The 22,971-nt window shown below is 70.4% G+C and carries 22 protein-coding genes; 12 read left to right on the top strand and 10 right to left on the bottom strand.

The window, feature by feature from the left end; all coding sequences use genetic code 11:
- The first annotated feature begins 119 nt into the window (after positions 1 to 119).
- The 5 genes from ACN27F_RS18445 to ACN27F_RS18425 all read left to right on the top strand — a co-directional run bounded on the left by ACN27F_RS18445 (position 120) and on the right by ACN27F_RS18425 (position 3,587).
- Positions 120 to 863, top strand: a complete 744-nt coding sequence (locus ACN27F_RS18445; protein WP_421435003.1) for a hypothetical protein — start codon at positions 120 to 122, stop codon at positions 861 to 863.
- 21 nt (positions 864 to 884) lie between these two features.
- The gene (locus ACN27F_RS18440) at positions 885 to 1,682 is read left to right on the top strand and encodes an SDR family NAD(P)-dependent oxidoreductase (RefSeq protein ID WP_421435001.1); all 798 of its coding nucleotides are present in this window, start codon (positions 885 to 887) and stop codon (positions 1,680 to 1,682) included.
- Positions 1,683 to 1,829: 147 nt separating this feature from the next.
- Entirely contained in the window at positions 1,830 to 2,369 is a 540-nt protein-coding gene (gene pyrE, locus ACN27F_RS18435; RefSeq protein WP_421434999.1) for an orotate phosphoribosyltransferase, read from the top strand.
- Positions 2,370 to 2,427: 58 nt separating this feature from the next.
- The gene (locus ACN27F_RS18430; RefSeq protein ID WP_123606510.1) at positions 2,428 to 2,805 is read left to right on the top strand and encodes an ArsR/SmtB family transcription factor; all 378 of its coding nucleotides are present in this window, start codon (positions 2,428 to 2,430) and stop codon (positions 2,803 to 2,805) included.
- Positions 2,806 to 2,882: 77 nt separating this feature from the next.
- A complete protein-coding gene (locus tag ACN27F_RS18425) occupies positions 2,883 to 3,587 on the top strand; it encodes a class II aldolase/adducin family protein (protein ID WP_421434996.1) in 705 nt (234 codons plus the stop codon).
- Here the strand turns inward: ACN27F_RS18425 and ACN27F_RS18420 are convergent, their stop codons facing one another.
- The 4 genes from ACN27F_RS18420 to ACN27F_RS18405 form a co-directional block, all read right to left on the bottom strand.
- Positions 3,588 to 4,532, bottom strand: coding sequence for a DUF368 domain-containing protein (locus ACN27F_RS18420; RefSeq protein WP_421434993.1), 945 nt, complete (start codon positions 4,530 to 4,532; stop codon positions 3,588 to 3,590).
- A 25-nt stretch (positions 4,533 to 4,557) separates the two neighbouring features.
- Positions 4,558 to 7,143: a polynucleotide kinase-phosphatase gene (locus ACN27F_RS18415; protein ID WP_421434991.1), complete on the bottom strand. Its 2,586-nt coding sequence runs from the start codon at positions 7,141 to 7,143 to the stop codon at positions 4,558 to 4,560.
- The gene (locus tag ACN27F_RS18410) at positions 7,140 to 8,687 is read right to left on the bottom strand and encodes a 3' terminal RNA ribose 2'-O-methyltransferase Hen1 (RefSeq protein WP_421434989.1); all 1,548 of its coding nucleotides are present in this window, start codon (positions 8,685 to 8,687) and stop codon (positions 7,140 to 7,142) included. Before ACN27F_RS18410 ends, ACN27F_RS18415 begins: the two co-directional genes overlap by 4 nt.
- A 71-nt stretch (positions 8,688 to 8,758) precedes the next feature.
- Entirely contained in the window at positions 8,759 to 8,968 is a 210-nt protein-coding gene (locus ACN27F_RS18405) for a hypothetical protein (RefSeq protein WP_421434987.1), read from the bottom strand.
- Positions 8,969 to 9,106: 138 nt separating this feature from the next.
- Between ACN27F_RS18405 and ACN27F_RS18400 the strand changes: the two genes are divergently transcribed.
- The 3 genes from ACN27F_RS18400 to ACN27F_RS18390 all read left to right on the top strand — a co-directional run bounded on the left by ACN27F_RS18400 (position 9,107) and on the right by ACN27F_RS18390 (position 11,345).
- Positions 9,107 to 9,490 (top strand): phage holin family protein, encoded by a 384-nt coding sequence (locus ACN27F_RS18400; RefSeq protein WP_421434985.1) that lies wholly within the window; start codon positions 9,107 to 9,109, stop codon positions 9,488 to 9,490.
- Positions 9,491 to 9,647: 157 nt separating this feature from the next.
- Complete coding sequence (gene fbaA / locus ACN27F_RS18395; protein ID WP_421434983.1) at positions 9,648 to 10,673, top strand: class II fructose-bisphosphate aldolase; 1,026 nt, start codon at positions 9,648 to 9,650, stop codon at positions 10,671 to 10,673.
- Between the two features lie 153 nt (positions 10,674 to 10,826).
- Positions 10,827 to 11,345, top strand: coding sequence for a hypothetical protein (locus ACN27F_RS18390; RefSeq protein ID WP_421434981.1), 519 nt, complete (start codon positions 10,827 to 10,829; stop codon positions 11,343 to 11,345).
- 101 nt (positions 11,346 to 11,446) lie between these two features.
- On the opposite strand, the gene ACN27F_RS18385 is transcribed toward ACN27F_RS18390, so the two are convergent.
- Positions 11,447 to 12,709 carry an LOG family protein gene (locus tag ACN27F_RS18385; RefSeq protein ID WP_421434979.1) on the bottom strand — a complete coding sequence of 421 codons (1,263 nt, stop codon included), beginning with the start codon at positions 12,707 to 12,709 and terminating at the stop codon, positions 11,447 to 11,449.
- A gap of 195 nt (positions 12,710 to 12,904) precedes the next feature.
- Here ACN27F_RS18385 and ACN27F_RS18380 point away from each other — a divergent pair, with 195 nt between their 5' ends.
- The gene (locus tag ACN27F_RS18380; RefSeq protein WP_421434977.1) at positions 12,905 to 13,333 is read left to right on the top strand and encodes a DUF3151 domain-containing protein; all 429 of its coding nucleotides are present in this window, start codon (positions 12,905 to 12,907) and stop codon (positions 13,331 to 13,333) included.
- 33 nt (positions 13,334 to 13,366) lie between these two features.
- Here ACN27F_RS18380 and ACN27F_RS18375 read toward each other — a convergent pair whose 3' ends face one another.
- Positions 13,367 to 15,274 carry a chromosome partitioning protein gene (locus ACN27F_RS18375; protein WP_421434975.1) on the bottom strand — a complete coding sequence of 636 codons (1,908 nt, stop codon included), beginning with the start codon at positions 15,272 to 15,274 and terminating at the stop codon, positions 13,367 to 13,369.
- Between the two features lie 77 nt (positions 15,275 to 15,351).
- Positions 15,352 to 16,344, bottom strand: coding sequence for a hypothetical protein (locus tag ACN27F_RS18370; protein ID WP_421434972.1), 993 nt, complete (start codon positions 16,342 to 16,344; stop codon positions 15,352 to 15,354).
- A gap of 124 nt (positions 16,345 to 16,468) precedes the next feature.
- Between ACN27F_RS18370 and ACN27F_RS18365 the strand changes: the two genes are divergently transcribed.
- Positions 16,469 to 17,755 (top strand): adenylosuccinate synthase, encoded by a 1,287-nt coding sequence (locus tag ACN27F_RS18365; RefSeq protein WP_421434970.1) that lies wholly within the window; start codon positions 16,469 to 16,471, stop codon positions 17,753 to 17,755.
- A 42-nt stretch (positions 17,756 to 17,797) separates the two neighbouring features.
- Here the strand turns inward: ACN27F_RS18365 and ACN27F_RS18360 are convergent, their stop codons facing one another.
- The gene (locus tag ACN27F_RS18360; protein ID WP_421434967.1) at positions 17,798 to 18,949 is read right to left on the bottom strand and encodes a hypothetical protein; all 1,152 of its coding nucleotides are present in this window, start codon (positions 18,947 to 18,949) and stop codon (positions 17,798 to 17,800) included.
- 46 nt (positions 18,950 to 18,995) lie between these two features.
- Here ACN27F_RS18360 and ACN27F_RS18355 point away from each other — a divergent pair, with 46 nt between their 5' ends.
- A complete protein-coding gene (locus ACN27F_RS18355) occupies positions 18,996 to 19,727 on the top strand; it encodes a hypothetical protein (protein WP_421434964.1) in 732 nt (243 codons plus the stop codon).
- Entirely contained in the window at positions 19,711 to 21,006 is a 1,296-nt protein-coding gene (locus ACN27F_RS18350; RefSeq protein WP_421434962.1) for a hypothetical protein, read from the top strand. Before ACN27F_RS18355 ends, ACN27F_RS18350 begins: the two co-directional genes overlap by 17 nt.
- A gap of 5 nt (positions 21,007 to 21,011) precedes the next feature.
- Here ACN27F_RS18350 and ACN27F_RS18345 read toward each other — a convergent pair whose 3' ends face one another.
- Together ACN27F_RS18345 and ACN27F_RS18340 are read right to left on the bottom strand one after the other, a co-directional pair.
- The gene (locus ACN27F_RS18345) at positions 21,012 to 21,671 is read right to left on the bottom strand and encodes a 4Fe-4S single cluster domain-containing protein (protein ID WP_421434960.1); all 660 of its coding nucleotides are present in this window, start codon (positions 21,669 to 21,671) and stop codon (positions 21,012 to 21,014) included.
- Positions 21,664 to 22,965, bottom strand: coding sequence for a hypothetical protein (locus tag ACN27F_RS18340; RefSeq protein ID WP_421434957.1), 1,302 nt, complete (start codon positions 22,963 to 22,965; stop codon positions 21,664 to 21,666). Before ACN27F_RS18340 ends, ACN27F_RS18345 begins: the two co-directional genes overlap by 8 nt.
- Between the last annotated feature and the right edge of the window lie 6 nt (positions 22,966 to 22,971).

The following is a 22,971-nucleotide window of genomic DNA, read 5'->3' as shown; positions in this document are numbered from 1 at the left end:
GACGGTGCCGGCCCGGCCGGTACATTGGCCCGGAAACGAGCGTGACCGGCGCGGTTTGTCCGGGTCACCTGGCCGGGTACCGCTACGGTGATCTCCCGGACCCCAGGGAAGGAAGAGCCGTGTCGGATTCCAATCCGGCGGTACCCGGCGCCAAGGAGCGGCCGAGCACCGTCACCATTTCGAGTTACCTGCTCTATGCGGTCGCCGCGATCCAGGTGATCAGCTCGGTCGCCGGGTTGTCGGTGTTGACCGTCTTCGACGAGGTCTACACCGACGCGTACGGCGGCACCGAGTACGAGGCGGTAGCCACGTTCACCACGATCACCCTCGTCGCCACCGCCGTCCTCGGGCTGCTGGTCGCGGCGGGTCTGGTGATCCTGGCCCTGCTCAACAACCGAGGAAAGAATCCGGCCCGGATCGTCACCTGGGTACTCGGCGGAATCTTCCTCTGCTGCTCCGGTATCGGATTGATCGGTGGGCTGGCCGGCAACGCGATGACCGGCGGTGCCTCGTCGACCGATCCCGACCTGCCCGATCCGACAGAGGTGCAGGCGGAGTTGGAAGCCGCGCTGCCCGGCTGGTTCAACCCGGTCAACACGGTGCTCGGCGTGATCGGCCTGCTGGCGCTGCTGGCGGCGTTGATCCTGCTGGCGTTGCCACCGTCCAACGAGTTCTTCCGCAAGCCGACGGCGCAGTGGGAGCCACCGGTGCCCGGCGGCGGTTACCCGGCCGCGCCACCCATGCCGGGCGGAGCCTACCCGGGGTACCCGCCACCGCCAGGTGCTCCGGGCAGCCAGCCCCCGGACGTACCACCGCCGGGTGCTCCGGGCAGCCAGCCGCCGAATCCACCGCCGGCCGGCTGATCCAGCCGCTGGGAGGCACAGGTGGCTACCTCTGTCCAGCCCGGTACCGCCCTGATCACCGGCGCGACGGCCGGGCTGGGTGCGGCGTTCGCCCGCCACCTCGCCACCGACGGTCACGATCTCGTCCTGGTCGCCCGGGACCGGCAACGACTCACCGGTCTGGCGCACGAGCTGACCGACCGGCACGGAGTCCGCGTCGAGGTGCTCGACGCGGATCTCGCCACGGAGACCGGCTGCGACCGGGTGGCCGGTCGTCTGCAGCAAGTGGACTCGCCGGTCGATCTGCTGGTGAACAACGCGGGCATCGGTCTGGACCGCTCGTTCCTGCGTGCGAGCTGGCCGGACGAGCACCGGCTGCTGCAGCTCAACGTGCAGGCGGTGCTGCGGCTGACGCACGCGACGCTGCCGGGGATGGTGCAACGGCAGTACGGCAGAGTGATTAATGTCTCGTCGGTTGCTGGATTTGGTCCGGTTGCTCCGGGTTCCACCTACCCGGCAAGCAAGGCGTGGGTGACCAGTTTCAGTCAGTGTATCGACCAGTCCGTGCGTCACCGCGGCGTACGGGTGATGGCACTCTGCCCCGGCTACGTCCACACCGAGTTCCACCAGCGGGCGGGCATCTCGACGGCCGGGTCGCCGGGCTGGCTGTGGTTGCGGGCCGAAGACGTGGTCGCCGACGGGCTACGCGATCTGGCCCGGGGGCGGGCGGTCAGCGTGCCGGACTTGCGCTACAAGCTGCTCGCCGCGGTCGTCCGGCACGCGCCGTACGGACTGCTCCGGCGTGCGGTCGCGGGTCCCGGCAAGCGGGCGAGCCGGTGAGCCTATCAGCGCCGGCACCGCTCCGCTGGCCGGTGTCGCCACCAGGTCTTATGCCAAATATGAGCAGGTAGTGCCGTGGATGGCGGTTATCGGCGAGTTGCCGGGCCGGCGGTTGGAGACTGGGCGATGCGCAGTACGCTTTGCGCCATGGGGGACCACGACGACCTGCGTAAATTCATCACTGACCTGGCCGTGGTGCACGGCCGGGTGGTGCTGTCGTCAGGTCGCGAAGCTGATTGGTACGTCGACCTGCGGCGCGTGACCCTGCACCACGCCGCCGCACCGCTGGTGGGCGGCGTGCTGCTCGATCTCACCGCGGACTGGGAGTACGACGCGGTCGGCGGCCTTACGTTGGGAGCGGACCCGGTGGCCATGTCCATGCTGCACGCTGCCGCCACCCGGCAGCGGCGACTGGACGCCTTCGTGGTGCGTAAGGCCGAGAAGACGCATGGACTCCAGCGACGGATCGAAGGGCCGGACGTGGTCGGTCGCCGCGTACTCGCGGTGGAGGACACCTCGACGACCGGGGGAAGTGTACTCACTGCAGTCGAGGCGCTACAAGGGGCGGGAGCTGAGGTGGTCGGCGTGGCGGTGATCGTCGATCGTGGGGCCGGTGACGCGGTTCGGGCAGCCGGACTGGCCTATCGGGCCGCCTATACGTTGGCTGACCTCGGCCTTCCGGCCTAAAAGTTTGCCGATTCGGATCTGCTGATATGCAGGCGGATCGATGCTGTTTGGTGGAAGGATGGGTTTCGTGGGAACTGCGTTGGCTGAAATGACCATGCCTCAAATCTCGCCGCTTGCCGGCGAGCCGATCGAACGCGCGGATGCCGAGCGACTCGCTGGAGTCCTCAAGGCGCTCGCCGACCCGGCCCGACTCAGGCTGCTCAGCCTGATCCAGTCGGCGCCGGAGGGCGAGGCCTGCGTCTGCGACCTGACTGCTCCGCTCGGGCTCTCCCAGCCGACCGTGAGCCACCACCTGCGTATCCTCACCGAGGCCGGCTTGCTGGAGCGGGAGAAGCGCGGCGTGTGGGCTTACTACCGGCTGGTGCCGACCGCGATCGCCACGATCGCGGATCTGCTGACCCCGCCGCGTAAGCGCGCCACCAAGAAGGCTCGCTGACCTGACGGCACCTTGCCTGGAGCCTCGCGGAGGCGGAGCCGCCAGGCAAGGTGCCCAAGGCCTACGGAGGTCGCCACGTGACGTACGTTGCGGGCGACCCGCGTGATCAGCTCGCCTACGTCGGGTACGACGTGGTGCGTGCCGGTCTCGTGGTGGGGTCCGGTGGCAACCTTTCCGCCCGCGAGCCGGGCGGCGATGAATGCTGGGTAACCGCGTCCGGTACCTGGCTGGACCGGCTTGACCGGGCATCGTTCGTCCGGGTGCGGATCGCGGATGGTCGTGTGCTGCCATCGGGTCCGTCGTCGCCGTCACCGTCTGTACCGGATCCCGTTGGCCGTAGCTCCCCGGGCCCGACCAGCGAGCTCGCGCTGCATCTGGCGGTCTACCGGGCCCGCCCGGACGTGCAGGCGATCGTCCACCTGCATCCGCAGAGCGTGCTGCTGCTGGACACGATCGGTGTACCGATCCGGCTGGCCACCACCGATCATGCGTTCTACCTGCGCCGGATCGTCGCTGTGCCGTTCGCGCCGCCAGGGACCGCACGACTCGCCGACGAGGCGGCGAACGCCGCCGCCGACGGTACCAACTGCCTGATCCTGTCCCGGCACGGCTGTTCGCTGCTGGCCAGCACGGTGGAGTTGGCACACAAGCGGGCGGTCAACCTGGAAGAGGCCGCCCAGCTGACCTACCGTGCGCTGGTCGCCGGCCGGGTGGCCGGGCTCACCCCGTTGCCGGCGGACTTCGTGGACAACCTGCCGGACGCCGACCAGTCGGCTATCTGACTAGCGGTACGGGTGGGCGTCGGCCCCGATCGACTCCTCCTGCGTGAGGTCGACCGCGCTGCGCCGCAACCGGCGCCGCTCCACCAGCACCATCGCGGTCACCACCGCGATACCGAGCAGGAAGAGCAACACCACCATCGGCGCGTCGCCTGCCGGGGCGAGCAGGCCGCGATCCTCGGTCTGCCACGGCCACAACGCCCGTAGGCTGCCGAGGATCACCCCGGTCATCACCGCGAGGGTCACCCGCCGGTGATGCTCCAGCAGCCACTGCAGCAGCTTCACGAACAAGGTCAAGCCGATGATCATCCCGGCCGCGAAGATCGCCAGGTAGCCGAAGTCCCGGTCGTTGACCGCTTCGATCGTCGGCTCGTACAGCCCGACGGTCAGCAGCAGGAACGACCCGGACACACCGGGCAGCACCAGCGCACAGACCGCCACCGCGGCGGCGAGCAGCACCACCGGCGGGCTCGGGTCGATCGACGCCGACGGCAGCCCGGTGAGGACGAAGGCGGCCACCGCCGCCGCGGCCACCGCGAACACGTCCCGGCCACGCCACGGCCTGCCGATCATCGAGACGGGCACCAGCACCGAGGCGAGCACCAGGCCGAAGAACAGCCCACGGGTCTGCTCCGGGTGCTCCTCAAGCATCGGCTCCAGCAGGCGGGCGGCGATCAGCAGGCCCGGCAGCATGCCCACGGCCAGCGGGATGACCACCCCCCAGTGCACCTGCTGGAACTGCTCTCGGCTGCGGGCCCAGCCCTGCCTACGCGGCACGTCGGACACTGCCAGGCGGATGGCGCTGATCAGGTGACCGGCAGAGGCGATCAGCCGCTCGTACACGCCGGTGACCAGGGCAATGGTCCCGCCGCTGACACCAGGGACGGCCTCGGCCACCCCGATCGCCACGCCACGCAACACATGGCCGACACGTTCGCGCACTGACATTTGCAGAACCATACCGGCTCACCGTTCACAGTCGGGGGTCGACCGGCTCGGACTCGCAGGCGAGCACCGCGAACACCAGCTCGTGTCGACGCCACAGCGGAGCCCCGGCGGCCAGCAGGTCCAGCGCAGCCAACCCGAGCCCGTGCTCGCGTAGCGCGAGCGACCGCTTGCGGCCCAGCGACCGCCGCCGCAGGACGTCGAGCCGGTCCGGCTCGGTGTACTCAGGCCCGTAGATGATCCTCAGGTACTCCCGTCCCCGGCACTTGACGCCCGGCTGGAGCAGCCGGCCGGTGGCGTCGCGGGCGGCCGGGCCGGCGTACGGCTTGACGACCATGCCTTCCCCGCCACCGCCGGTCAGCTCCAGCCACCACTGGGTCGCCTCGGCCACCGCCGCCTCGTCGGACAGGTCGACCACCCGCCGTCGGGTCGGGGCGAACAACCGCGGGTCCGCCGCCACCAGCCGGTCGGCGCAGTCGAGGTGCCAGCCGTGGTCGCGCCCGGCGTGGCTGTGCCCGTCACTGGCCAGCACCGCGAACGGAGCCAGCGACACCTGGTCCGGGGTGCCCACGTACGCCCGGTAGGCATCGGTGTAGCGGGACAGGTCTACCGCCCGGCGGGCCGTCCGCTCCCGCAGCTGGGCAACCGGTAGGCCGCGCCCGGCCGCCGCGTCGAGCACCTCCAACGCGGCCGGCAGCGCCGCCCGCCCGGCCGCACCGACGCTCGCGTACTGATCGCGGATCAAGCCGAGGGCCTTGGCCGACCAGGGCAGCAGTTCGCAGTCGAGCAGCAGCCAGCTGGCCGGCCCGGTCTCCGTGGCCAGCCGGTGCCACAGCCCGGCTGACTCAGCCGCCGCCCGGACCCGGGCCAGTAGCTCGTCGACGTGTCCCGGGCTGAAGAACGGCCGTCCGGTCCGGGTGTAGATCACTCCACCGCCAGGGCCGAACCGCAGGTCGCCGGTCGGGTCCCGGCACAGCAGCACCACAGCCCGGGACCCCATGTGTTTCTCCTGACAGACCACCTGGTCGACGCCGGTGCGACGGTAGTCGGCGAACGCCTCGGCCGGATGCTCCAGGAATCCGTCGAGGTCAGACGTGGAGCACGGGGCCATGGTCGGCGGCAGCCACACCAGCCATCGGGGGTCGACCGCGAACCGGCTCATCACCTCCAGCGCCGCGGCGGCGTTCTCGGCCGGGATCGTGGTCGTGCCGTAGCCGTAGTCGATGTGCCGGCGCCCGGCGACATCGGCGAGGTCCAGCACGTCGTCGGGGCGCCCGGGCCGGGCGGGTCGCGAACCCGACCCGTCCGGTCGCGAACCCGACCCGTCCGGCTGCGCGTCCAGCGGCCGGACCGGTGCGTAGTGCTCCCGGGCGGCCGGCACCGAGACCAGCTCCCGGGACGGATAGCGCAGCGCGGTCAACCGTCCACCAAAGACACAACCGGTGTCGACGCAGATGGTGTTGTTCACCCAAACCGGGTCGGTGGTCGGGGTGTGTCCGTACACCACGGTCGCCGCGCCCCGGTAGTCGCGGGCCCACGGATAGCGCACCGGCAGGCCGTACTCGTCCGTCTCGCCGGTCGTCTCTCCGTACAGGGCGAAGCTGCGTACCCGGGCGGAGGCCCGGCCCTGGTACTCCTCCTTGAGTCCGGCGTGCGCCACCACCAGCGACCCGCCGTCGAGCCGGTAGTGGCTGACCAGCCCGTCGATGAACGTCGTCGCCTCGTCGACGAACCCGGCGGGCTCGTCGGCCAGCTGCTCCAGGGTTTGCGCCAGCCCGTGCGACACGGTCACCTTGCGGCCGCGCAGCTTGCGCAGCAGCTTCTGCTCGTGGTTGCCGGACACGCACAGCGCGGTGCCGTCGCGGACCATCCCCATCGCCAGGCGCAGCACACCCGGCGAGTCCGGTCCGCGGTCCACCAGGTCGCCGACGAACACCGCGGTACGTCCCTGCGGGTGCCGGGCGCCGACCGGCCGGCCCGCCGCGTCCCGGTGCAGGGACCAGCCCAGCGTGGTGAGCAGTTGCTCCAGCTCGGCACGGCAACCGTGCACATCGCCGATGATGTCGAACGGCCCGGTCAGCTCCCGCCGGTCGTTGAACAGCCGGGTGAGCTGGACCCGTGCGGTGTCGATCTCATCGACTCCGCGCAGCACGTGCACCTTGCGGAAGCCTTCCCGGCCGAGCCGACCCACCGACCGGCGCAGATCCCGGTGCATCCGGGTCAGCACCTGCCGGCGCAACGTGCGGTCCGGCCGGCCCTGGGTACGTTGCCAGCAGACCTGCTCCGGTACGTCCAGCACGATCGCCACCGGCAGCACATCATGCTCGCGGGCGACCGCGATCAACCCGGCGCGGGCGTGTTCCTGCAGGTTGGTGGCGTCCACCACGGTCAGCCTGCCGGCCCGCAGCCGCTTGCCGGCCACGTAGTGCAGCGCGTCGAAGGCGTCGGCCGAAGCGGACTGGTCGTTCTCGTCGTCAGCGACCAGGGCCCGGAACGTGTCCGAGGACAGCACCTGCGTGGCGGCGAAATGCCGGGCGGCGAAGGTCGACTTGCCGCTGCCGGAGAGGCCGACCAGCGCTACCAGGGCGAGTTCGGGAATGTCCAGTACGCTCATCGGCCGAGACCTCCGGCTGGCTGGGCACCGGCGGCCGCGGTGTCCTGCCGGAAGACCGCCAGCTGGGTCGGCGCGCCGACGTCGGGGTCGAGCTCACCGACCGGCTGGCGGACCACCTGATAGCCGTACGTCGAAGCAACCTCGTCGGTCCATTCGACGAACTCGGCACGGGTCCATTCGAACCGGTGGTCCGGGTGGCGCAGCGTCCCCGCGGCGAGACCCGCGTAGCGCACGTTGTACTCGACATTGGGCGTGGTCAGCACCACGGCCGCCGGACGGGCGTGGCCGAACACCGACTCGGCCAGCGCCGGCAGGCGGGGCGGGTCGACATGCTCGACCACCTCCATCAACACCGCGGCGTCGAAGCCACGCAGCCGGTCGTCGCGGTAGGTCAGCGCGGACTGCCAGAGCCGGATCCGCCGCTGCTGGCGGGCCGGCAGCCGGTCCAGCCGCAGCCGACGGGCGGCGAGCTCCAGGGCGCGGGCGGACACGTCGGTGCCGACGATCTCGGTGAGCCGGGGTCGGGCGAGCAACTCGGCCAGCAGCGCGCCGCTGCCACAACCGAGGTCCAGCACCCGCCGCGCGCCGCAGTCGGTCAACGCCGCGAGTACGGCGGCTCGCCGGGTCGCGGCGAGTGGCCGCCGGCGTGCCTGCTCCGGCAGCCCGGCGTCCTCCTCGACACCGATACCTGCCGGCGGGCCGTCGCCGTCGCCAGTGCCGGAGCCGGTCGCGCCGCCGGTGCCGGTCGTTGCGTCCTGTTCGGCCGTGGCGTCGGCCAGGCGAAGCTGTGCCGCCGTGGTCTCGGCGAGCCGGTCATCGGCCCGCATGGCCAGTGCCCGCCGGTGGGCCAGGTACCGCCGCGTGATCATCCGACGTTCCGGGTGATCGGCCAGCCAGCCCTGCCCGGCACGTAGCAGCTTGTCCAGCTCGTCCGGGGCGATCCAGTAGTGCTTGGCGTCGTCGAGCACGGGCAGCAGTACGTACAGGTGGTTGAGCGCGTCGGCGACCCGCGACATGCCGGTCAGGGTGAGGTCGGCGTAGCGACTGTCCCCCCACTGCGGGAACCGTTCGTCCAGCGGGATGCTCCGGGCCCGCACAGTCCAGCCCAGCGGGGCGAACATGCGCTCGGCCAGCTCGGTGCCGCCCCGGCAGTGCAGCACCGGGACCCGGATGGTCAACGGCAACGGTGTACCGGCCAACTGCGGGCGGTCCCGGCTCTCGCCACGCAGGGCGGATCGGAACACCTTGGCCAGCGCGGCGGCGAGCAGGCTGGACGCGGCGTACGGCCGGTCGTTGACGTGCTGACCGAGCGTGAAGCTGTCCGGTACGGCGGTGCTCCGGTGGCCGGGCCGCCGGCCGCCGAGCCGGGCCGGGTCGACGTCGAGCAGCAGCGCCGCGGTGCACCGTTGGTCGGTGGCCTCCGGGTAGAACACGTGCGCCGTGCCGGTGGGTACGTCGAACGACTGCATCCGGTCAGGATGCTTGACCAGCAGATAGCCGAGGTCGGTCGCGGGCCGGTGGGTGGTCGTGACGGTCAGCAGCACGTGCGTGATCGTGCCAGCCGCCCGCCACCCGTCGACACCGGTTTCGGCCGACCGCTGCCAGTAACGGCCGGCTACCGGTAGTCGTCGTCGAAGTCGACCACCCGTGCCTGCTCGACGGCATCCCAGTCGTCGACCTCGAGGCCGCGGTGGATCTCGGCGTCCTGCTCGCTCGGGCGCGCCGAGATCGACTGCTCGAAGGCATCGGCCGAGGGCGCTTCGATGTCACGTTCGTCGGGGGCAAGGTGGTCCCCCGGGGCGAGGTCTTCGTCCGGGTACGTCATGTCGCCTCCGTCGGGTACGCGCGCAGGTACTGTCACCACGGTACGGGCTGGGCGGACGATTGCGCAGACCACAGGGTGAAATACCTGTCTTGTCCGTTAGGTAGCGCCGACGTCGTCCCTGGGTGGCACGATGGCAGCATGGGAATCCTGATCAGACTCGCGGTGAACGCGGTCGCACTCTGGATCACCACGCTGGTCGTACCCGGTATCGATGTCACCGGAGGCACGGCGGCGCGTAACGCGCTGACGCTGGTCATCGTGGCGTTGATCTTCGGCCTGGTCAACGCGGTGCTCAAACCGGTCATCAAGGTCGTCGGCTGCCTGTTCTATGTGCTCACGCTCGGCCTGTTCGCGCTGGTCGTCAACGCGCTGCTGTTCCTGCTGACCGACTGGCTGGCGGCCGGGCTCGATCTTCCCTTCCGCATCGACGGCTTCTGGCCGGCGTTCTGGGGGGCGATCGTGATGGCTGTCGTCGGCTGGCTGATCAGCCTGGTCATCCCGGACAAGTACGACCGCGACTGATCTCCGCACCGGGCTGAGTATCCGGACAGGGCCGAGTTCGCCGCGACCGCGCCGCTGCGGGATACTGCCAGCGGAGGACAGCGCGGTCCAGCGCAGAGAGCTTGAGCACGACATCCGGCCCGGACCGGGCCTGATCCGGTAAAAAGGAGCGTTCGAGATGCCTATCGCCTCGCCCGAGGTCTACGCCGAGATGCTTGACCGCGCCAAGGCCGGCGCATTCGCGTACCCCGCCATCAACGTCACGTCCTCGCAGACCCTCAACGCGGCGCTGCGCGGCTTCGCCGAGGCGGAGAGTGACGGCATCATCCAGGTCTCCACCGGCGGCGCCGAGTACCTTTCCGGACCGACCGTCAAGGACATGGTGACCGGGTCGGCGGCGTTCGCCGCTTTCGCCCACGAGGTGGCCAAGAAGTACTCGGTCAACATCGCCCTGCACACCGACCACTGTCCGAAGAACAAGCTCGACGGCTTCGTGCGTCCGTTGCTGGCCATCTCCAAGGAGCGGGTCGCCGCCGGTGGCGCGCCGCTGTTCCAGTCGCACATGTGGGACGGCTCGGCGGTGCCGTTGAAGGAGAACCTGGAGATCGCCGACGAGCTGCTCGCCGAGGCCGCCGCCGCCAAGGTGGTGCTGGAGATCGAGGTCGGCGTCGTCGGCGGCGAGGAGGACGGCATCGTCGGCGCCATCGACGAGAAGCTGTACACCACCGTCGAGGACGGCATCGCCATGGTCGAGGCGCTCGGCCTCGGCGAGAAGGGCCGCTACATCGCGGCGCTGACCTTCGGCAACGTGCACGGCGTCTACAAGCCGGGCAACGTCAAGCTGCGTCCGGAGATCCTCAAGGAGATCCAGGACGCGGTTGGCGCCAAGTACGGCAAGGAGAAGCCGCTGAGCCTGGTCTTCCACGGTGGCTCCGGGTCGCTGCTGGAGGAGATCCGGGCCGCGCTGGACTACGGCGTGGTGAAGATGAACATCGACACCGACACCCAGTACGCCTTCACCCGCCCAGTGGCCAGCCACATGTTCACCAAGTACGACGGGGTGCTGAAGATCGACGGCGAGGTCGGCGACAAGAAGGCCTACGATCCCCGGTCGTGGGGCAAGGCGGCCGAGGGCGGCATGGCCCAGCGGGTCGTCGACGCCTGCGAGCACCTGCGTTCGACCGGCACCACGCTGGCCAAGTAACGGCTGCCTCCGTACCCGTACCGTTCACGCGGCCGGTCCCCGGCGAGGGATCGGCCGCGCTCGTCTCCAGCGGCTGACCGGCCGCGCGTCGCCGGTGGCCGGACCACGCCGGTAGGATCGCCCGAACCATGGGGTCCGCTGCGGAGGTCGGTCGTGCTCGGCATCGATGGGTACGAGCCACAGTGGTGTCACGACGCCGCGACGCTCGCCGCCGCCCATCGGGCCCGCTTCTCCCGCATCGTCGGCCGCCCACTGATCGGCACCTGGCTCATGTGGGACCTCGACCTGGACACCTGGTACGCCAACGGCCCGGTGATCCTCGGCTTCGGTGACGTCAATGTCGAAGTCACCCACCGCAAGTTCGACGAGTGCGCGATCACCTGGAACCAGGTCGACATGTCCATGCCGCTCGACCTGCCCGGACTGCGACTCGACTGGCGCAGTGACCGGCACCCGGCACCGCTGCCGGCGCAGGGCCGCCCACTGCGGGCGGTCAACGTGATCGAACGGATCATGCCGTCGCACTGGCGCCCGCACGTGCTGCACGCGGTCGAGTTTCTGTTCGACGGTGCCCGGCTGGCCATCCACAACGCACTGGACGAGAACGGTCTGTCCGCCGCACCCGACGTCGAGCTGCCGATCGTCGCCTGGCGCCGCCGCCCGATCGCCTGACGATCGAACACCAGGCCCGACGCGGTCCCTCCGGCGGCACGTTGCGGTCGCCGACGTGGTACCGCCCGGCTGAAGGGGCAGGCCAGGACACTCGTCGATGGTCAACCGCCGGTGCCGGGTCCGGCCTGCTGTACCGGCACCCTGCCCGGCGGTGACGCCGGCAGCGGGGCGGCGGTGAGCAGCCCGACCGCCTCGTGTACGTCGTCGGTGAGCCGGATCAACGGGGACAGGTCGCCGGCCGGGGACAGTGCCAGCAGCGGCGCGAGCAGGGCCTCGACCGGCAGCGTCTCGGTCCAGAAGGCGCGGTCCAGGAACACGTACGGGCCGCTGTCGCCGTCGGTGCCGTAGAAGGTCTTGGTCGCTGCCTGGTACACCTCCTGGATGGTGCCGGCCCGCCCCGGCGCGAACACGATGCCGCCCCGGGCCAGCCGCAGAATGGTGTCCTCCCTGATCGCGTTGGAGAAGTACTTGGCGACCCGGCCGGCGAACAGGTTGGCCGGCTCGTGCCCGTACAGCCAGGTGGGGATGGCCAGGCCACCGGCCCGCGCCCAGCCGAGGACGCCGCCGGTCGCCGCCGGGTCCGGCGCGAAGCGATCCCGCACCGCCAACGCCGCCGCGGTGTACGGCTGCTGGTCGGCGTAGTCCGGCGCCCCGGCGAGCAGGTCGATCGCGGCGGCCAGCTCCTGCGTGCTGTGGGTGCTGAGGTACGCGCCGAGGTTCGCCGCCTCCATCACCCCGGGCCCGCCGCCGGTGACCACCAGCCGGCCGGCCCGGGCCAGCTCCCAGCCGAGGGTCGCGGCCAGCCGGTACGCCGAGGTGCCGCGCGGCACCGCGTGCCCGCCCATCACCCCGATCACCGAGGCGGGCCCGTAGGCCCGGATCCAGGCGCGGGTGGCATCGCCGAGGGCGTTGTCGACAGCGTGGTCGTGCAGCCGCTGGGCGAGCGCCTCACGGATCTCCGGCAGCGCCCCGCCGTGCTGCCGGAAGTGCCGGTAGACCAGGTTGTCGTACATTCCGTCAGCACCATGGGTGGCGAACCCGGCGGCGAGGTCGGCCGGAGTGTAGAGCCGGGACGGGTGCGTGGGGTACGGCAGCCCGGCGAACGGCGGCACCACGTGCGCGCCGCGGTTGACCAGGTCGGCTTCGAACTGCGAGGACGGGAACGAGCAACCGAGGAACAGCGTGTCGGTGAGGTCGACGCCGGTCAGGTCGGGCACCGGCGGTACGTCGAACCGCAGGCCCTGCACGGTCAGTCCGGCCAGGCTGCCGGCGGCCAGATGTCGGTCGAGTTCGGTCCTGGACTCGACCTCGAACGGTGTCGTGTCGTGCGGTTCGAGTAGTTCGGCGGGAGGTGGGGTAGGCACCCGGGCATCTTCTCCTACCGCCGCAACAGCGAAGCCCGGTGGCACGAGGCCACCGGGCTTCCAAACCGGGTCCTGGGGAGGCTCCGGACCTCTATTTGTAGTCGAGTACCGCGCGGTGCACACCCGCCGCACGCGTGACGAACGACTCATCCGTTCAGTCACCGTGCGGCTGCGGATCCGGGTTGAATGGGCCCAATGCAGAATCTGTTGCCCGAGCCGCCGGCCACCCTGCTACCCGGCGACGAGCAGGCCGAGGCGGCGCTCACCGAGGCTGCCCAGGTGGACACCGATGAGGCGTACGCCGCTGCTGCCGGGCGCTACCCCACATACAGCCGGGCCTGGGCGGTGCTGGCTCAGCGAGCTTTCGCCAGCGGTGCGGTCGTCACCGCGTACGCCTACGCCCGTACGGGATATCACCGCGGTCTCGACCAGTTGCGCCGCAGCGGCTGGAAGGGCCACGGACCGGTGCCCTGGTCGCACCGGCCCAATCAGGGCTTCCTGGCCTGCCTGCACCTGCTGTCGCGAGCCGCCGGCGAGATCGGCGAATCCGACGAAGCGGCCCGCTGCGCACAGTTCCTGCGGGACTGCGACCCGGCGGCCGGTGACGCGCTGGCCGGCGGCTGACCGGTTGGCGCCGCACCCCGAGCGCGCCTGGTGTCACAAGCCGTCGGAGACCGCGGCGCCGATCTTGAGCCAGGCTTCCCGGAAGGTCGATGACAGCTGCCCGTACCGGATCGGTTCGCCGCTGTCGATGAGCCGCTCGTACGGTGCCAACAGCACGGTGCGGGTGCGGGCGGCGAAGTGCCGCTGGATCGGTGCCAGGTCGATCTCCCGCCGGGACGGGGGCATCGAGATCACCGTGACCGCCTGGCGGACCAGCCGCTGCCGACCGGTCTGCTCCAGGTGGTCGAGCATCCGGGCCGCCGGCTCCGCCGAGTCGTTGCGGGCGGACATCGTCACCACCAGTTGGTCGGTCGCGTCGATCGCGGCCTGCCAGTTCTGCGCCCGTACGTTGTTGCCGGTGTCCACAAAGATCAACTTGTAGAACCGGCTGACGATCTCCCGGATCTCGGCGAAGGCGGCGGCGGTCAGCATCTCCCCGGCGGTGGCCGACTCGTCCGAGGCGAGGACGTCGAACATGCCCTCGCCCTGCGCCCGCACGTACTGCGACAGGTCACCGACCCGCCCGTGCGCGCCCTGGAACTGCCGTAGGTCGCGCAGCATGTCCCGGACGGTACGGGAATGGAAGTCCTGTTGGGCCCGCATCCCGAGGGTGCCCTGGGTCTCGTTGTTGTCCCACGCCAGGACGTAACCACCGCGCTTCTGCCCGAACGTCATCGCGAGCATCAGGATCGCCACCGTCTTACCGGCGCCGCCCTTCGGATTGACCACGGTGACCTGCCGCAACCCGCCGAAGTTGCGCCGGACCAGCTCGATGTCGTGCCGGAGTTCCTGCTCGTGCTGGCCGGGTGGCAGTTTGATCAGGCCGAGGCTGCTCCGGTTCAAGGCCGCTCGCACGCCCATCGTGGCTACCGGATTCGCCGGTCTCGTCGCCCGGCGCTGAGCGAACTCCTCGGCGGTCGGTACGAATCCTTCGACGCCCCAGTCCTCGCCGCCACCAGCGCTCGGCGGAAGCTGCCCCGGGCCGGCGGGCATCGGGCCGGCGGGCGGCACCGGGTAGCCGGTGCCCGCCGGCGGGTCCGGCAGCGGGTCCGGCGGGGTGGGTATCCGGTGCACCCCGGGCGCTTCCTCGTACGGATGTCGGGCAAGCTCGGTGACTCCCGGGCTCACCTGCTGGTACGGCACTGGGGGCGGCGGTGGCACCGGTGACCACCCACCGCCGTCGGCCGGGGTCCACTCCCCGGCGTCCCAACCTGGCGTCGAAGTTGGCGAGGTGTCCTCCGGTGACGTGCCCCACGGGTCGGCCGGCTGGCCTGGCCAGTGGTCCTCCGCAGCCGGCGGCGGGGCCGGCCGGCCAGGTCCGGCCGGTGGTGGCGCCGGATTCTGGTTCGGCGGTGGGGCCGGCCGGCTCGGCCCGGGGTGGGGCGGGCTGGGATGGGTCGGCCCCGGCCGGGGCGGTGCCGGGTGGGGTCGACCGGCCACCTCCGCCGGCCCTTCCGGGGACCGGCGGGGTGCGGGTGGCAACCCGCCACGGTCGGCATCCGGCACGGGTGGACCACCATCGGTGTCTGCGGCACGGCTCGCCGGCCGACTGGGCGGCTGCGCCCACGGCGATGCGGGCGAATGCGGCAACTCCGGATCACGCCCGTCCGGCCGCTGCGCTCCGGTCGCCGGTCGACCGTCCCCCGCAGCCGCCGGGCCGGTGCCGCTGCGCGAGTCCGCTGGCGTGCCTGGTGCCGGGGACGCCTGGTGCGCTGGTGGTACCGGCTGCGCTGGTGGCGTGGGCTGTGCCGGTGGTACCGGCGGCGCTGGCGGCACGATCGGTACGGCGATCGTGGCGTCACTGCGGGGAGTAGCGACGATCTCGTCCGGCGGCCAGAACGGCTCCTCCAACTGGTCGGCACCGGTGCCGGTCACCCGTGCCGGATCGGTGTGGTCGTGCACTGCGTACCTCCTCCTCGTCCCCCCACGGCGCGCCCGAGGATGTGCAGGTCAGTCGCTACTTAGCGTCGCATATGAGATCAATGGGTGTACACCGCCCAGGCGCCCGGTTCCACCCACCAGGATCGTTTCCGGGGCAACGTGCCGGCAACGCCGTCATCGAGGAAGGGCACTTCGCCGTCGCGTGGCGTGACCGCGGCGGCGCGCCCGCGGGCTCGGCGCACCTCGATGCGTACCCGCTCACCGCGCCATCTCGACCGGGTGACCACCGGTACCGCCACCGCCACCTCCAGCGCTCCGTCCGCCGGATCCGCCCCGGCCACCAACTCCACCTCCGCGAGCTGGGCGTAACCGTCGGCGTTGGTGACCACGCAGGCCAGCAGCGGATCGTCGCCCGCGCTCAGCACCGCGTCGTCGACCTCGACCCGACCTCGCCAGGGTAGCGGGCGATCGTCCTCGTCCGCGCCACCGAGCAACGCGCCGTCCAGAGTGACCGAACCACTGTCGGTCCGAAGCAGGTCCAACCGGCGCGACCGGCCGTGCAGTACCGCGTCGGCGACCGCAGCCGGCTTCCGGGGCAGCCCGAGCCGCCCAGCCAGGTCGCTGGCCGTGCTGCTCGGATCCAGCGGCAGGACGCCGATCGCCGGCAGGTCGGGCAGGGTCCGGTTGCCGGCCAGGTCGGCGGGGCGCCGGCTGGGCGGTGGCGCGTACCGGCGGACCATCCGGCGCAGCACCGCACGCAGTTGGCCGTCGGCCGCGACGGCGACGACCAACCGGGTCTTTCCGTCGTCGTCCGGCCAAGTCAACCCGTCCGGCCTAGCCGGTCCGTCCAGACGGGCAAGAATCTCGTCTATCTCGCTGTCCGCCCGGACGGTCACCGTATCCACCCGGGCACCGGCGGCGACCAGCGCGTCCCGGCAGGCGAGCACCGGCACCCGTACCGGCTCGGCACAGCCCGCCGCGGACCGGCCGATGCAGCCGGCGTCGGATGGCTCGGTGCCTCCACCGCCACAGCTGCTGTCGCAGCCTGTCGTGGGCTGACCGCCAAGCGTCAGCAGCACCACGTCGTACACCGGCTGCCTCCTGCTGATCTCCGCTGCCACGTCCCCCGCGGACGCGGCCCTTGTTAGCCTGACTCCTCGGGCTTGCCACGCGGTCGCCACCTGGCACCCGGGCCCCTTGGAGGCGGTTACACAGATGCCAGCGATCGTGCTGCTCGGCGCGCAATGGGGTGACGAGGGCAAGGGCAAGGTTACCGACCTGCTGGGCGAGCGGGTCCACTACGTGGTGCGGTTCTCCGGCGGCAACAACGCCGGGCACACCGTGATCACCCCCGACGGCCAGAAGTACGCCCTGCACCTGATGCCGTCCGGTGCCCTGTCCCCGAACGCGATGATCATCATCGGCAACGGGGTGGTGGTCGACCCGAAGGTCCTGCTGACCGAGATCGACGGGCTGGCCGAACGCGGTGTCGACGTGTCACGGCTGCGCATCTCCGGCGACGCGCATCTGATCATGCCGCATCACCGGGCGCTGGACCGGGTCGTCGAGCGCTACCTCGGCTCGTCGCGTATCGGCACCACCGGGCGGGGCATCGGACCGGCGTACGGTGACAAGGTCGCCCGGATGGGCATCCGGGTCCAGGACCTGCTCGACCCCGGCATCCTGCGTAAGAAGCTCGAACTGGCGCTGCGGGAGAAGAACCAGATTCTGTTCAAGGTCTACAACCGCAAGGGAATCGACCTCGACGCGGTGGTCGAGGAGTACCTCGGGTACGCCGAACGACTGCGCCCGCACATCGCCGAGACCCGCACGATCCTGTGGGACGCGCTCGACCGTGGCGAGACCGTGCTGCTCGAAGGCGCCCAGGCCACCATGCTGGACATGGACCACGGCACGTACCCGTTCGTGACCTCGTCCAACCCGACCTCGGGCGGGGCGTGTGTGGGCACCGGCATTGCGCCCACCGCGATCACGAAGGTGATCGGGGTGACCAAGGCGTACACCACCCGGGTCGGCTCCGGGCCGTTTCCCACCGAGCTGTTCGACGCCAACGGCGAGCACCTGCGCAAGATCGGTGCCGAGTACGGCACCACCACCGGCCGGGAACGCCGCTGCGGCTGGTTCGACGCGGTGGTCGCCCGCTACGCCGTACGGCTCAACGGCATCACCGACCTGGTGGTCACCAAGCTCGACGTGCTCACCGGGCTGGCCAAGGTGCCGATCTGCGTCGGCTACGAGATCGACGGCGAGCGGTTCGAGGACATGCCGATGACGCAGACCGCGTTCCACCACGCCAAGCCGATCTACGAGGAGCTCGACGGCTGGTGGGAGGACATCACCAAGGCCCGCACCGAGGCGGAGCTGCCGGTGAACGCCCGCCGCTACATCGCCCGCGTCGAGGAGCTGTGTCGGGCGAAGGTCAGCGTCGTCGGCGTCGGTCCGGGCCGCGAGGAGAACGTCGTGCGCCACGACCTGCTCTGAGCTGTGCCGCTGTGCCGACCCCGCTTTGGGCAGCCGCCACCGTCAGCCGCAGGTGACCTCGATCGTTACCCGGCGATTCAGCTGGTCGTAGCGCTCGTCCGGAGGTGCGGTGGGGTTCGGGAAGGGTCCCCAGCCCATGCCCTCGGCCGTGATCGTGTTCGGTACCTGCTGTGACAACTCCCGCTTCACCCGATCCGCCCGGCGCTGGGAAAGATCGCCGCTGCCGTAGTGGGCCACGTAGCCTCTGATCAGGACACGGGCGGTCGGATTGGCGTGGAGAAAGGTTGCGAACTCTCTCAAGACGGCGCTTGCAGCAGCAGAGTTGCGGAATTCTGCCTCATTGGGGATGAACCCCACCTCGCCGTCGTCCGGCAGGATCGCGAGACTGTCGCAGTCCCACTCGATCGTTTCGTCGGGAAACCGCACCGTGCTCACGGACGGGCTCGTAACGGCCGACTCGCTCGTGTTGGGCTCCGCGAGCAGAACGGGAGCCTCGGCGCCGGCGGCGACGACGATCTCGCGCCACAGCTCGACGACGAAGGCCCGGTTCCGCTCCTGAAGTGCGTCCTGCGGCGTCGCCGTGTACCCGAGTCCTGACAGGATCACCGATCGGCCCGCCAGGTCGGGCAGCAGACCCTGCTGACTCAGTGCGTCAGCGACGATGGCGGGCTGCCGCGTCGGTAGCTCGTTCTGTCGGAAGTCGAGAGGATCGGTGGTCTGCACGCCGGAGTCGAGGAGCACCACGGTGCCGCCCTGTCCGGCGGCACCCGACGCCACGCTCAGCGCCTCCAGGACATTTGCCTCGGGTTCCTGTGCCTTGGCGGATTCCAGCAGGGCGACGACGTCGTTGAGGAAGGCCGCCTTGTCGATGTCGAAGTTCTGTCGGGTCCGGGCCGCGGTGTCGAACACCGTGGAACCGACCACGCCGGGACGGCCATCCACCCGTACCACGGTGATCTCGCCACACCCCTCCATCGACGACACGAGGAGCTGGCGGACCTCGGTGGGCAGCACTGGGGCGGGGGTGTTGGCCCGAGCACCCACCGCGACGGCCAATCCCGGCGCCGGCGGCTGCGGGCAGTGAAACTCGAATTCCTCGCCGAACACCAAGGATTTCGCCTCCGCGCAGCCGGTGACGGTTGACGAGACGCACAGTGCCGCAGCGGCGATTCGAAGGATTGCGAAGCGCTTCATGTCTTGTGCTGACGGACCGTCTGCCATGGTCCGTCAGCACAGGGACATGGTCGCATCCGCAGAGCCGTCCTACCCCACTTCGCTACAGCGGGCCGACCGGCGTAGAGGACAACTCGACGGCGAGCAGCGCATCCCTGCGCTGGCTGAGGTACGCCGCCAACAGCAGGCGCTGACGGAGACCGGCGGACAGCTGGCCGTGGGCTACCAGCTCGTGCTCCTCGCCGAACTGGACGAGAAGCTGAACGAGCTGTCGATCGCCCACCGGCGCACGCACCAAGCCGCCGCTGTCGATCTCAGCCGGCACGACGAGCGGATCGAGCAGGCGCGCAACGACCTGGGTCGCAAGCGGGAGCAGTTGGAAGCGGCAAAGGCTCCGCTCACGGAGGAGGAACTGCGTCCTCGTAATCCCGAGGAAGCCCGTTGGGACGCCGAGATGCTGCGCCATCGCCGAGAGGTCGCCCGCTCGCGACGGATCAAGCTCGCCCAGGAATCCGTCGATGACGCTCGCGACCGAGTCGAACAGCGGCACGCCGAACGCGCAGCGGCGGTCCGCCAGCACGACGAGGCATCGGCCGAGCCGGGGACCCGCGCTCGCCGCCTCGTGGAGTTGTACCAGCGGCGTATCGCCGAGTACCTGGCCGCGCTCGCCCGGTATCACCCCGCCGGTGCAACTCTCTACCCGCTGTTGTCCATGCCGGAAATCCCACTGCCCGATTGGGTCACCGAGACAGCGCACCACCCGCCGACAGCAGGAGCCAGACGTGATGATGCTCGATGACCGGAAGCGACGCGCCGAGCTGGGCCGGATCGCGAAGCTACTCAAACAGCTCAGCCTGCAACCTGTTCCACCGATGAGCGGCGAAAAGGAACTGCGGCAGCAGATTCGCAAGTATCTGGTGGACCAGGCGCGGTTCGGCATCGATGATTCGATCATGGAGCCGATCGACGAGGTCATCGCCTCCTACCTCATCGAAATCAAATCCGACCTCCTGCGCCGGCACGCGGCGGAGGAGGTCGATCTGGGGAGGCTACGGGCTGATCTGGGTGGACTCATCGCCCAGTACGACCACGATCGTGGTAGCCGCGAAGGCGAAATCAACGATCTTCGGTACCAGCGCAAGGGTGCGCTGCGGGTCATCGAGGACCGGGACACCGTGACGCCGGCCGGGCCGAACGCCGCGGAGGAGGACGGCTACCAGTACGGCAACGTCGGGGTGCTCGCCGGCCGGAGTCGCTGGTGGCTGCTGATCCTGTACGTGGCGCTGATCCTGGCGATGGCGGCCGACTTCATCATGTTCCGCCAGGTGGTCGAGCGGATCCTCAACGACAGCGCGGTGTTCTCGCTGGTACTCGCGCTCACCGTGGTGACGACCTACGTAGCGCATCTCGCCGGTGAGGCCTTCCAGCGCGCGAAGCAACTGCGCCGCAACGTCCGCCGGGCACTTGGCGGGTGGCTGCTGTCCGGGCTGTGGCTGACGATGGGGGTAGGGACGTTCGTCTTCCGGCTGATGGCTCCCGCGCCGGCCTCCTCCAACGCCGCTGACGTCTTCGTGGCCGGCGGTGGGGTACCCGCCGGCTCGGCGGATGGCTCACCCCTGTTGAGTGCCGTGCTGCTGCTCCTGCTCTACCTGCTCACCGGGGCGCTGGCGATCAGCGCCGGTTACCACTCACCACGCGTCGAGATCGCCCAGTTCATCCGGTCGAACCGTCGGCTCAAGCGGCGACAGCCACAGCTTGCGGTCCTGCTGCGCGACCTCGCCGAGGCCGAGGCGCTCAACCTGCAGATCGATGATCTGCAGGACAGCCGTAAGCGGCAGTACGCCATCGAGGTCGACCGCTGTGAATCAGTGGCACGGCGGGCGCGGGCCGAGGCCGAGATCCTCACCCGCCGGCTGCGTAGCGCGAGCGGGCTGCACTGGCTCCGACGGTTGACGGGCGGCCGAAGGTTCGGTGTGCCCCAGGCCGAAGTGCCCGATCAGGGCGGCTCCGAGCCGGAGAACAACGACAAGGACGAGTACGAGCACAACCGCGAACGTGAGGACGACGTTTCGAAGTGAGCCGGTCAGCGGCGGCGCCAGCTCACCGAGTCCACGGTGTAGCCGAGCGCCGCCAACCTGCCGTCGAGTGCCCGTTTGGTGTCCGGGTGGTTCGGTACACCGACCCACCAGGCGCGGCCGTCCGGGCTCGTCTCGACCTGAATGGGCGGGGCGGCCGGCTCGAAATCCAGGGACGCCGTGTAGCGCTCTCGGGCGAGCGGGGTGAGCAGCACCATCTCCTGGTTTGCCGAACCCCGCCAGATGCGCCTGGTCGGCCGACTGGCGACGTACCGTCCGGTGACGAGCGCGTCGGCCAGGTCGGCCGCCGCGCGTTGCGTCGGGTCGAGCTCGTCGAGTTCGTAGCCGGTGTACAGCAGGACGTCGAACGGCGAAGCGGAGCTGATCTGCCGTACGCCGCGTAGCAGCCTGGTGAGGACGGCCGCCTGTTGCAGCGGCTCTCCACCGCTGACCGTGAGGCCGTCCGCGCCGGCGTCCAGCGCGCGGCGTACGTCGTCGAGTAGCTCCTCCACGCCGACCGCGACCCCACCGTCGCGGTCCCAGGTGTCCTTCGCGATGCATCCCGGGCAGGACAGGGTGCAACCCTGCAGCCACAGTCCCAGCCGCTGCCCGTACCCGAGGGCGGTCACTGGAAAGTGCGCGCGGGTCAGGCGCAGCGGTTCAGCCACGTCCGGCCTCCGGTTCGTCGGCTGGTCCGAACCCGTCCGGCGGTGTGACCCGGTTGCGACGTCGCAGCACCGCTTCGGTGAACGTCGGATCGGCGACCGCCTCGATGAGCCCTTGGTAGTACGCCTCCTCCGCGGCGAGGTACGCGTTCCTGATGGCCGCCTCCCGGTCGGGCGCCCGGACGTCGGTCACGTCGGTCCGATCGCTTCCGATCCCGGTCATGGACGCCCGGTAGTCCGGATTGATGCGGGTGCCCATCCGCTGGGTCACGTTGACCATCCGGTTGCGCACCTGCCGGTTGCGCGCGAACGCCTGTTGAAACGGGTGCCGCTGGGCGAGCCCCAGGATGTAGGCCATCGCGCAGGCCAGGAACAGCACCACGTCGAAGATGACGATCAACGTCGCCGGGGTGAGTCCGAGTGCGGCGGTCCGGGAGACATCGGCCGAGGTGTCGAGCGGTGTGCCGCCGGTGGCACCACGGTCGAACAGGGTCGCCGCCAGCAGCCCGAAGCCGAAGATGATCGTCAGGGTGGGCAGCAGCAGGACGAACGTCAGCGCGGCGAGCGGGCGGTCGTAGCCGGTGGCGTGCCGGTGTCGAAAGAGCTGGCCAGAGACCAGCGGGCCGATCACGGTGAGCCCGGCGATCGCGCCGGTCAGCAGCAGGCCCGTCGTACGTCCGAGATCGGTCAACGGTAGGTACGCCTCGGCGACGTAGTACTCGATCTGGAAGACCACCGCGATCAGGAGGAGCACGATGAGTATCCGCCAGACCAGACGCATCGGCGGTGCCTCGCCCTCCCAGACAGGCTGATCCAGCCCCGGCAGTTCGAGAGCGTCCGCGTTGATGTTGCGTCGGTGCAGGAACGAGCGCAGCGAATCGTCCTCGTCGAGCTGATCACGGACCGCGATCCGGGCCATCCGGTCTCGGGCCGCCCGCATGCCCAGCTCCGCCTCCCGGGCGGTGTGACGCAGATCCGCCAGCCGGGCCTCGGTCAGCTCCTGCCGGTCGCGGTGTTCGAACACGGCAGACGCACACCGGCGGCGCAGGTTCGCGACGTACCCCGGTTCGCCCACCGCGTTCGGCGGGTCACCCTCGTGGCCGAACGACCACCCGTCGTAGAGGTACTGCTTTCCGTCGATTCGTCCCTGCTCCAGGGCTTCAGCGGCGAGCCGGTCGGCGTCGAGGCGCGGGTCCACCGCGGGTCTGGGCAACGGCAGCAACAAGCCGGCATCCGGATCCCGAAGGACCGCGAAGGCTTGGCCGAACCGCCGGCCCCACATCTGGAGATAGTTCACCCGTCC

Source organism: Solwaraspora sp. WMMB335, assembly GCF_049179075.1.
Taxonomy (GTDB): domain Bacteria; phylum Actinomycetota; class Actinomycetes; order Mycobacteriales; family Micromonosporaceae; genus Micromonospora_E.
This window is presented reverse-complemented; position numbering and strand designations above follow the sequence as displayed.